The organism is Aeromonas sp. sif2433, assembly GCF_019218705.1.
Lineage (GTDB): Bacteria > Pseudomonadota > Gammaproteobacteria > Enterobacterales > Aeromonadaceae > Aeromonas > Aeromonas encheleia.
Genome location: NZ_JAHUXD010000022.1, coordinates 1 through 10,274, shown reverse-complemented (window position 1 = coordinate 10,274; position 10,274 = coordinate 1). Strand labels below are relative to the sequence as shown.

General features: G+C 62.7%; 11 protein-coding genes and 1 pseudogene. 5 read left to right on the top strand and 7 right to left on the bottom strand.

Annotation, left to right across the window (positions count from 1 at the left end):
- Window positions 1-459: 459 nt before the first annotated feature.
- From erpA to clcA, 3 genes are all read right to left on the bottom strand, one after another.
- The gene (erpA, locus tag KW825_RS20185; RefSeq protein ID WP_042652973.1) at window positions 460-810 is read right to left on the bottom strand and encodes an iron-sulfur cluster insertion protein ErpA; all 351 of its coding nucleotides are present in this window, start codon (window positions 808-810) and stop codon (window positions 460-462) included.
- Window positions 811-900: 90 nt separating this feature from the next.
- Window positions 901-1,593 (bottom strand): DUF6776 family protein, encoded by a 693-nt coding sequence (locus tag KW825_RS20180; RefSeq protein WP_218330235.1) that lies wholly within the window; start codon window positions 1,591-1,593, stop codon window positions 901-903.
- Window positions 1,594-1,680: 87 nt separating this feature from the next.
- A complete protein-coding gene (gene clcA / locus KW825_RS20175; RefSeq protein ID WP_218330234.1) occupies window positions 1,681-3,075 on the bottom strand; it encodes a H(+)/Cl(-) exchange transporter ClcA in 1,395 nt (464 codons plus the stop codon).
- Between the two features lie 226 nt (window positions 3,076-3,301).
- Here clcA and hemL point away from each other — a divergent pair, with 226 nt between their 5' ends.
- On the top strand, window positions 3,302-4,588 hold the full coding sequence (gene hemL, locus KW825_RS20170) for a glutamate-1-semialdehyde 2,1-aminomutase (protein ID WP_218330233.1): 1,287 nt from the start codon (window positions 3,302-3,304) through the stop codon (window positions 4,586-4,588).
- A gap of 214 nt (window positions 4,589-4,802) precedes the next feature.
- Window positions 4,803-5,615, top strand: coding sequence for a hypothetical protein (locus KW825_RS20165; RefSeq protein WP_042653308.1), 813 nt, complete (start codon window positions 4,803-4,805; stop codon window positions 5,613-5,615).
- Window positions 5,616-5,696: 81 nt separating this feature from the next.
- On the opposite strand, the gene KW825_RS20160 is transcribed toward KW825_RS20165, so the two are convergent.
- Entirely contained in the window at window positions 5,697-6,599 is a 903-nt protein-coding gene (locus tag KW825_RS20160; protein ID WP_042652977.1) for a sulfite exporter TauE/SafE family protein, read from the bottom strand.
- A 265-nt stretch (window positions 6,600-6,864) separates the two neighbouring features.
- Window positions 6,865-7,569, bottom strand: coding sequence for a phosphatase PAP2 family protein (locus KW825_RS20155; protein ID WP_218330232.1), 705 nt, complete (start codon window positions 7,567-7,569; stop codon window positions 6,865-6,867).
- Between the two features lie 214 nt (window positions 7,570-7,783).
- On the opposite strand from KW825_RS20155, the gene KW825_RS20150 reads away from it, so the two are divergent.
- Window positions 7,784-8,299 carry a DUF2937 family protein gene (locus KW825_RS20150; RefSeq protein WP_218330231.1) on the top strand — a complete coding sequence of 172 codons (516 nt, stop codon included), beginning with the start codon at window positions 7,784-7,786 and terminating at the stop codon, window positions 8,297-8,299.
- A gap of 69 nt (window positions 8,300-8,368) precedes the next feature.
- Here the strand turns inward: KW825_RS20150 and KW825_RS20145 are convergent, their stop codons facing one another.
- Window positions 8,369-9,250 (bottom strand): LysR family transcriptional regulator, encoded by an 882-nt coding sequence (locus KW825_RS20145; protein WP_218330230.1) that lies wholly within the window; start codon window positions 9,248-9,250, stop codon window positions 8,369-8,371.
- Window positions 9,251-9,407: 157 nt separating this feature from the next.
- Between KW825_RS20145 and KW825_RS20140 the strand changes: the two genes are divergently transcribed.
- A complete protein-coding gene (locus KW825_RS20140) occupies window positions 9,408-9,821 on the top strand; it encodes a multidrug efflux SMR transporter (RefSeq protein ID WP_218291684.1) in 414 nt (137 codons plus the stop codon).
- Window positions 9,809-10,129, top strand: coding sequence for an SMR family transporter (locus KW825_RS20135; protein ID WP_218291683.1), 321 nt, complete (start codon window positions 9,809-9,811; stop codon window positions 10,127-10,129). Before KW825_RS20140 ends, KW825_RS20135 begins: the two co-directional genes overlap by 13 nt.
- Window positions 10,130-10,156: 27 nt before the next feature.
- Here the strand turns inward: KW825_RS20135 and KW825_RS20130 are convergent.
- Window positions 10,157-10,274, bottom strand: a pseudogene (locus KW825_RS20130) (IS1595 family transposase); the annotation flags it as partial.

The window sequence follows — 10,274 nt, the reverse complement described above, 5'->3', positions numbered from 1 at the left end:
TGTTCGGCTTGTTATTGCTAACAAGTCGTTTTGGTCACTTCACCAGACATTGAAAATCAAAAATTGTTTTTGATGCTCGATGCTGTGAGTGCCCACACAGATTGCTTGATTCAAATTGTTAAAGAGCAGGGTTTGAAACTATAACCCTCACTGGGTTGCTTTGCAAGCCAGACCAGACGCGCACTGCGCCGTGCTGATGGAGGCGCATTATAGGGATCTGGTTCTTTCTGACAAGCAAAAACTATGTGTTTTTTTGAGAAAGATGTTCAAGTGTTTAATCAACAACCAAATCGTACAAGACACCACCACAAAGGGGCTCATAGGAGGTCGAAGGCGGCGGCAACGGGGTCGAGCAGGCCAGGTGCCAGCCTCTATAAAGAAGGCTCATATATAGGAGAGCTGGATGCGGAAATAGAAAAGGGCCCTATCGGACCCTTTCAAATGCGTGCCACTGACCCATCAGATGGAGAAGCTGGAGCCACAACCACAGGTAGTAGAGGCGTTGGGGTTGGTCACGGTAAAGCGGGAGCCTTCCAGACCTTCGGTGTAGTCAACGCTGCCACCGACCAGATACTGCAGACTCATGGGATCGATCACCATGATGACGCCGCTCTTCTCGACGACGGTGTCCCCCTCGTTGATCTTCTCGTCAAAGGTGAAGCCGTACTGGAAACCGGAGCAGCCCCCTCCTGTGATGTAGACCCGCAACTTGAGCTCAGGGTTCTCTTCTTCGGTAATCAAGGTCTTGACCTTGTTCGCCGCCGCATCCGTCATCTGGATTGGCAACGGGGCTTCTGTTACTGCACTCATTACTGACCTCACAACCATTACATCCACAAACATGGAAACCGCGAAATTATCCAATACCCGACCATTTAGTTCAAGTATTCACCACTCTACTTACTGCACCACCGGCAAGGGGGCTGGCTGAGCCACCAACGGTTTGAGCACCTCGCTCCATTCGGTCAGCAGTTCCTGTGCGGGTTGCCGACCCTCCTTGGCGATGGTGACACGCACCCGATCCGGGATGAAGCCTTCCGGCAACTGCCAGTTACCTTCCAATAACTGGAAGTAGCGCAAGGCATAGCGCCCCTCACCCGCCTTCATCCCCAGCTCCCGGCCACTGAGCGTCTTGGGTTTGTCTGCCAGGCTGCCTTCCACCCGGATCTGCACCTGACCGCGAAACAGCTCCCGCTTCTTGGCGGGCTGGGTCAGGGCCAGACGATAGTGGTAGCGACCGGGCACGCTGGTCTCCTGCAGGCTGAGGTTGTCCACCACCACGCCAACCTGCTCGCCGGTGGGCCTCATGATCCGCTCGAAGAAGGCCAGCTGGCGTTTCTGCTCCTGCACCTGCACCTCCTGATCCTTGAGCGCCTGCTGCAACTGCTCGAAGGCCGCCCTTTGGGTCGCCAGCAAGGTCTCTTTTACTCCCAGATCCGTCTTGAGCTGGCCGATGGCCTTGCTTTGACGCTCCAGGGTCTCCTGCTGCACCGTCAGCAGGCTGCTCTGGGCCAGCTCCTGCCGATTACCGACGAAATACCCGATGAGCGCCCCCATCACCAACACAATCAACAGCTTCACGATTCGGGACATAGGGCCTCTTCCGTTACCACGCCATACCACGGCCACTTTTCCTTCACTATACGCGACCTCATCCGATTGATGCGGACAAACAAGGAGTTAACCGGCAGTCACGCTGCTCTCTCCCCGCTTTTGACGCGCCGCAAGCCGTAAAGTTCGCTCCAGGATCTGGGAATAGATGGGACGCCCCCCCAGCCATTGCGCCACTAGGGTGGCCCCTATGGTGGTGATCATCATGGGCAGGATCAGCTGATAGTTGTCGGTCATCTCGGTCACCAGCACTATGCCGGTGATGGGGGCTCGCACGGTCGCGGCAAACAGCGCCCCCATGCCCGCAATGGCGAAGGCACCCGGCTCTATGCCGAGATCGGGGAAAGCCGCGTGGAACAGGTGGCCGAACACCACCCCGAACAGGGTGCCGAGGGCCAGAGTCGGGGCAAAGACCCCGCCGGGGGCACCAGAGCAGAAGCAGATCAGGGTGGCGATCAGCCGCACCGAGAAGATGAGGAACAGGGTCGCCATCGCATACTCATCGCCCATCAGGTGCGGGATCAGCTCGGTCCCGCCCCCCGTGACCGAGGGAGCAAACAACGACAGCACACCGAAGGTGCCCGCCACCAGCATGCCGATGGCGACGAAGCGGTGGCGCTTGTTCTGATGCAGGGCCAGATAGCCGTCCTGACAGGCGAGCACCAGCTTGTTGAAGACGAATCCCAGCACGCCGAAACAGCCGCCCATGAAGAGGAACAGCCAGAGCGCCTTCAGGGTCGGCGCATCGTAGTGAGGCAGACTGATCACCGGCGCCTGCCCCTTCATGTTTTGCAGCATCAGGGTCGCCATCACGGCCGAGATCCCCACCGCCTTGATGGCGAGGAAGGAGTAGCGAAACTGGGGCCGCATCTCCTCCATCACGAACAGGATCCCCGCCAGCGGCGCATTGAAGGCGGCGGCGAGGCCTCCCGCCGCCCCCGCCGCCAGCAGGGCATGGCCATGTTCCTTGGGCAACCGGAAGATATCGGCCACCATCTTGCCAAGGTTGCCGCCAATCTGTACCGAGGGCCCCTCCCGCCCCAACACCATGCCCGAACTCAGGGTGCAGATGCCGCCGAAGAACTTGACCGGCAATACCCGCCACCAGCGCACCGGGCGCAGCTCATCCATGGCCCCTTCGATCTCGGGGATGCCGGAGCCGCCCGCTTCCGGGGCAAAGGTGTGGGTGAGGAAATAGCCGACCAAGCCCAGCAGGGCACTGAACCCGAACCCCAGCAGGCCAAGCTGCCACCAGGGGCGATCGGCCAGCAGCGCGAGACGCTGCTCGGCCATCCAGTGCACGCCGGATTCAAACAGTCCGCATACCAGCCCGGCCAGCATGCCCACCAGGGCGGCGAGCAGCAGCACCAGCAGCGGCATCTTGTCCTGCTGGATGAGGCGCCGCAGGGCGGGCGGGCGACGCGGTGGCAGAGATTTAGAAGAAGGGAGCACTTGTTGCTGCATGGGAGACCACGTTCATATCTTACCAGTTTCAAGAAACACCCGGCCCATGGCCCGGCTGCCCTGCACAGCGGCTTTCTGCTATAGTCGGCCCGTTTTCCTGTGTCACGGAGCGAGCCAGCGGCCCGGGTAGCGAGAGCGCAAAGCATACTCCTCCCATCCCTGGCTGCCGAGCCGCAATCGGCTACCGCCCCCAGTGTGACATCCAAAATCCCATTAAGGATGATCCATGTCAAAATCAGATCAGCTGTTTGAACAGGCCCGCCAGACCATTCCGGGCGGCGTCAACTCACCGGTCCGCGCCTTCAATGGGGTCGGCGGTACTCCCCGCTTCATCGATCATGCCGACGGTGCCTATCTCTATGATGTGGATGGTCAGGCCTATGTGGACTACATAGGTTCCTGGGGCCCCATGCTGCTCGGCCACAATCACCCCGCCATCAAGGCCGCGGTGATCAAGGCGGTGGAGAAGGGGCTGAGCTTCGGCGCCCCCACCGAGATCGAGGTGCTGATGGCCGAGAAGGTGCGCCAAATCGTGCCCTCCATGGAGCAGGTACGGATGGTGAACTCCGGCACCGAGGCGACCATGAGCGCCATCCGGCTGGCCCGCGGTTACACCAACCGCGACAAGATCGTCAAATTCGAAGGCTGCTACCACGGTCACGCCGACTCCCTGCTGGTCAAGGCCGGCTCCGGCGCCCTCACCCTGGGTCAGCCCAACAGCCCGGGCGTGCCCGCCGACTTTGCCAAGCACACCCTGACCTGCGTGTTCAACGATCTGGCGTCGGTGCGCGAGGCCTTCGAGCAGTACGGCAGCGAGATCGCCTGCATCATAGTCGAGCCGGTGGCCGGCAACATGAACTGCATCCCGCCGGTGCCCGGCTTCCTGGAAGGGCTGCGCGCCATCTGCGACGAGTTCGGCGCCCTGCTGATCCTGGATGAGGTGATGACCGGCTTCCGCGTCTCCCTGCGCGGGGCACAAGACCACTACAACATAGAGCCGGATCTCACCACCCTCGGCAAGATCATCGGGGCCGGCATGCCGGTCGGTGCCTTCGGTGGCAAGAAGAAGGTGATGCAGTACATAGCTCCGACCGGTCCTGTGTACCAGGCCGGTACCCTGTCCGGCAACCCGGTGGCCATGGCCGCCGGCCTCGCCATGCTGGATCTGTTGCAGGAGCCGGGTCTGTATGAGCAGCTGAGCGCCAAGACCGCCCGGGTGGCCGAGGGGCTGAAGGCCGCCGCCGCCAGGCACGGCATCCCGCTCGCCATCACCCACGTGGGTGGCATGTTCGGCTTCTTCTTCACCGACGAGGCCGAGATCACCCGCTACGAGCAGGTGACCCGCTGCGACATGGAGCGCTTCAAGCGCTTCTACCACCTGATGCTGGCAGAGGGGGTCTACCTGGCGCCGAGCGCCTACGAGGCCGGCTTCCTGTCGCTGGCGCACGGTGACAAGGAGATCGAACACACTCTGGCCGCCGCCGATCGCAGCTTCGCCAAGCTGGCAGGCTAAGCCACGCCGAAATAGCAAAGGGCCCTCAGGGGCCCTTTTTTTCATCCCCCCCCCGGCAAGCCCTCCACTCGCGTCCCTCCCCTTTCTGGTGCGATCTCAGGGCGTCCCGCCGCGCTTTGCCACCCCTTGGTGCAACATGCGCCACTCTGGCTGTCATAAAGCGGGCCCACTATTTGCACCAGCTAGTGCAGGAGCCCACTTGACCGAGGTCTATATGGCAGAGATGAGCCCCATCGATGTGCTGCGGCGCTATCAGGAATATGAAGCCGAGCTGGCCCCCCTGTTGCTGGGTCTGCTCACCCTGCCCCAGGATTCCCTCAAGGGCTATCCCTTCGTGCAGAGCATAGGTCAGAGCCAGGCCGCGCCGGCCATACTGGCCCCCGTCCCCGCCCCCCAGGCACAGCTGCGACTGGTGGTGCAGGGCCATGGCCGCGAGCTCGGCATCAACCTGCATCAGCTGATCGCCTGGCTGATGGGGGACAGGGAGCGGCGCCGCGCCATTCCCTGGTTCAGGGCGGTGTATGTGGTGCTGAGCCTGGCGCTGTTTCTCATCGTCGCGACCCTGATCTGGCATGGCCTTGAGCAGATCTACCTGCTGCTGTGCGGCACCCAGCCGAACCGGCTCGGCGCCTTCAGCGCCATCATCTTCCTGACCCTGGCGCTGGCGGTATTCGATCTGGGCAAGACCATATTGGAGGAGGAGGTGCTGCTGCATAAGGACATCTTCCGCCACAGCGCCATCCGCCGCACCATCACCCGCTTCATCGCCGCCATCCTGATCGCGGTCTCCATCGAGGGCTTGCTGCTGCTGTTCAAGGGCTCGCTGGGCCAGATCGAGCTGCTCTGGCCGGCGGTGGGGGTGATGGGTTGTGCGGTGGGGCTGCTGCTGGCGCTGGGGCTCTATGTCTTCCTCGGCGCCAAGGCCGAGGCGGCACTGGTGCAGGCCAGCCTGCGCCGCCCACCCGCGGAGGAGAGCGACGCCGGCCCACTCGCCAGGAGGCGCGGCTGGTCCAGGAGACATAAATGATGGCAGAGACCATCCACCGTGCCGGCATCCCCTTGACGGGCTGTGTCCATGTACCCCGGCCAGCCCAGTCCTATACCCCTGCTAGCCTGCGCTCTCGGCCAGCTGGGAGCGGGGCTGATGGCGCGCCGCGCGCCAGGAGGCGTACATGGTCCAGGAGGTATAGATGACGACGAAGGCCACCAGCCATTTCAACATCTCCATGTCCATGGACTGCACCACCATGGCGGCCAGCACCACCCCGAGCGGGCCGAAGATGGCCACCGCCAGCACGGCCCTGGCATCGAAGGCCCCCCGCCGGATGAAGGTGCCCGCCGAGAAGACGCTGAGCACGGCGGTGGAGCCCATCATGATGGGGAAGGCCGCCATGGGGTTCATCCCCAGCAGATAGACCAGGGTCATGCAGGGGGCGAACAGGCCTATGCCGACGTTCATCAACACCCCGAACAGGAAGTTGCCGAGCAGGGCTATGGCCAGCTTGTAGCCCGTCAGCCCCATGGCCTCGCCACCGAGGGGGAAGAGCCCCAGCAGCCCCGCGAAGATGAGCCCGGCCACCACCAGCAGGGAGACCGCCATCACCAGGCGGATGGTCTGCCGGTCGAAGGCCGCGACACGACTCGCCCCCCAGGCGGCTCCCGCCGCCGCCGCCGCCATCATGCCGATGAGGGTGAGCGGATCCACCTTGACCGCGCCGATGAAGATCAGGGACTGGGTCACGGTCGGCAACACGCACTGACCGTTGAGGGTGCCGGGCAGCAGCCGATCATCGATCAGCTTGAACTGCTTGTAGCAGGCGGTCTTCACCGCGAAGCTGCCGACCCCCAGGGTATCGAGAAAATTGGCGACGAAGCCGATGCCCGCCACCGGCCAGAAGGGGGTGGGCTCCAGCTCGCCCAGGCGCCGCTTGTGCCACCAGGCATGGATCAGCATGAAGATGAAGACCAGGGCGCAGCCGATGAAGAGCAGGCGCAGCAGATTGATTAACATTGGGGTTCTCCAGCAAGGGCGGCGATTCTAAGGCAGCAGAAATAAAAAAATCTTGGTCAGGATCAACCATTCACCCCATGCCAACGATTCAGGGGGCCAGGTCCGGGCAGACGAGTTCGAACGGCTCTGCTAATACTTGTCGATGAGGGCGCAAGCCCGGGGTCATCGGTCGTAATTATGGTCATTTCGCGACGACCACAGTCGCCGATGGTGCATAACCAAAAGAAGGCGGTTTTCAGCTGCCTTCTTTTTTATTGCGCACCCCTCAGCCTCGCAGCCGATGGCCCAGGGGCAACCAGCGGGGCAGCCAGGGCTCGAGGCGGTCGATCAGCCGATCCGAGCAGGGCGTCAACAGCAGCAACGGCAGACAGAGCAGGGCGAGACAGAGCGCACCGACATAGACATCCGTCAGCCAGTGGGCACCGGCCAGAATGCGGGGCGCCGAAAACAGCGGCACCATCAGCACCGCAAGGATGCCGGCCCAGCGCGGCAGATAGCGCAGGGCAAACCCGGCGAAGATCATCAGAAACAGCGCATGATCGCCGGGGAAGCTGTCACCGGCAGCATCCTTGGTGGGGATGGCACTGAGCTCGGTCAGCCGCAGCGCCCCTGCCACCGTCAGGGTGGGACTGGGACGCTTGACCGGCAGCAGATGACCCAGCTGGTTGATCAGCAAGGCCCCCAGCAACATGACAATCCCCATCGCCACCAGACGACGGCGCTCCTGCCCATAGGCCCGGCCGAAGCAGGCTGCCAGGATAGCGCCCATGCAGGTCAGCGTGGCCAGATCGAACAGACGGTTGTTGGTGATGGCGACCAGATCGGCCCAGCGGGAGTATTGGCCCAGCCAGCCGTTGACCAGCCGGAAGGTGGAGAGATCCCATTGGTCCCATGGACCATGGCCCGGCAGGGCGGCCCAGCTAATGGCGATCAGGCCCCCGACCAGATAGAAAGGTACGAACTTGCTCATGCGAGCCTCCCTTCGAATGCGAAAAAAGGTCACATGTTAAAACATAAAATTCGTGATTCAAATCACAAATTCGTGGAAGGCAATGGGAGAGGAATACCCTGCGAAATCTTATTCCGGCCACGCCAGCTGACACCCACGCCGGATGGAGACACCACCTTGGCTCGCCCCCCCGTTGCGGCTAGTATGACCACTCCCTCTCTTCAGGATGATGACGATGCGCAGTTACCTTCGCATGATGCTGTTTGCGCTCGGTTTGCTGGCGGGTGTGCAGATACCTGGGCTGATCGATCTCTACTACCAGCGGCTGGATGCCCGCCTGCAGCAGGCCGACCTCAGTCTGGCGCCCTTCCAGGGCACCGCTGATCGGCATTTCGGCGGCGATCTGGCGGCCCTGGTCGACCACTACAGCACCAACCCGGATCCGGTGTTTGCCCAGGATGCCGCCAGCCTGCAGCATCTGGTGAGCCAGCAGCAGCGCCTGCAACAGGAGCGCGCCTTCCAGGACAAGCCCTGGTACCAGCAGCTATCCCACCTGCTGCTGCAACCGGACCCCCGGCTCTGGCAGGATACTCTGCACAACTACAGCTATGTGGTGCCGCTCAAGCAGGCCGCCATCTTCTGTGGGATGGTGGGGGGTCTGCTCGCGGCCCTGCTGGGGGATCTGCTGCTCGGCATCCTCTCGCTGCCCTTCCGCCCACGCCAGCCCGCGCCGCGCCATGGCCTGCGCTGAGCCGGCGCCAGTGCAGATCAGCAAGAGGGCCCCCAGGGCCCCTCTTGCTTTTCCCCTCCCCCGCGGCGGCTACTCGAAGGGCTCGAGATAGGCCTGAATGGCCTTCTTCAACCAGGCCAGCACCTTGCCATGGTGGGCATTCTCCGACAGGTAGACCCCGTAGTCCCGCCACTGCAGGCTGAACTTGTGCTTCAGGGTCAGCAGCTCCCCCTGCCGCAGCTGGCTCTGGATCAGCGGCGACGGCAGCACGGCCCAGCCGAGCCCGTCCAGCACCGCATCCCGCATCAGCTCGAAGCTCGACAGGCCGATGTGCTGGCCGCCGATGGGCAACAGGCTCTTGACCGAAAACTCGTCGACGTAGGAGAGCGTGACCTGGGTGTGGCCGGTCAAGTCCTGCTGCAGCACCCGCTTCAGGCCGGCCAGCGGGTGGCTCGGCGCCACCACCATCAGGGTGCGGATCGGATTGAGCACGTCGATATTGAGACCGCTGCGCTCCTGATCCTCGGTGATGAGGCCAAAGGCGGCATCCACGAAGCCCTCCTCCACCAGGGCGGGCAGCTCGGGGGGCGAGGCCAGCACCAGGGAGATGCTGGTGCCAGGGAACTGGCGGCGCAGGTTGCCCAGCAGCTCGCGCCAGACCGGCTCGGGGATGGCGTCGTCCCGCGCCACTCGCAGCGCCACCTCGGCGCCGGAGGCGTGATGCTCGCACTTGAGTTTCAGGCTGTTGGCCGCCTGCAGCAACCGCTTGCAGTCGTCCAGCACCTGCTCACCGATCTCGGTCAGCTGGCTCTGGTTGGCTCCTCGTTCGAAAAGGTCGACGCCAAGCTCGATCTCCAGTGCGGCGATCGCCGTGCTGACGGCGCTGCGACTCTTGCCAAGACGCCTGGCCGCGTTGGCGATCGAGCCGCTGTCTGCTGATTCTACAAAGAGTTGTATCTGATAAAGCTTCATGATCGCGCTCTGATGGCGGAGTGTTCCAGAGTCAGATTACCCACCCCCTTTTGGCAAGGCAAACCGTCAGCGTTCGAATAGTCGACGCTCAGCGATTCCTGCGCCCCGCCCCAGCCCGGCTATCCTCTCTCCCGTCGCAGCAACAAAAGGAAATTTTATGTTATTCAGACCGCTGTTTTTAGCGCGCACCTTCTTGACGGGCGCCATCCTGACCGAGGTGGCAGGCACCTCCAGCATGGCGCTGATCCCGGAGAATGACGCCGGTTGGCTCAACTACCTGCCGATGTGGCTGCTCATCTCCTTCTCCTATCTGCTGCTGGCCAAGGCCGCCAAAACAATCTCCATTGGTATTGCGTTCGCGCTCTGGGAAGGGCTGGGGATCGCACTGATCACCACGGTCTCGGTGCTGTTCCTGGGTCATGACCTGAATGCCCAGGAGTGGATCGGGCTGGCGCTGGCAATAGTGGGTATTGTTATGGTGACTATGGGTGAGAGCCACGACGCGCCGCTGGCCCGTCAGGCTGAGTCCACCGGACCGCTCGGCGGGAAGGAGGCGACATGCACCCCTTGATCATAGTGCTGGGCGCAGCCCTGCTGGATGTGGGGGCCAACATGGCGATCAACCGCTCCCTCGGTTTCCGCCACAAGGGCTGGGGTTTTCTCGGCATACTGCTGGTGCTCTGCGCCTTCACCCTGCTCAGCGAGGCGGTGAGCACAGGCCGGATCGATCTGGCGGTGGCCTATGCCACCTGGGGTGCCATCGGCATTCTCGGCACGGCGCTCGGGGGCCTGCTGCTGTTTGGCGAGCGGCTCAAGCCCGTCGGCTGGGCCGGCATCCTGGTCATGGCCCTCGCCGTCGGGCTGCTGACCACGGCCTGACCTTCGCCACTCGCCCATTAAAAAAGGCTATGTCCCAATTACGTGTTGCATGGGGCGCCCAAGCGCCTCATGCAAGCAACGTGGAACATCCACTTCCCGCCCATAACGCTCCAGCATCCGTCGCCAGCCCAGATAATTCCTCAGA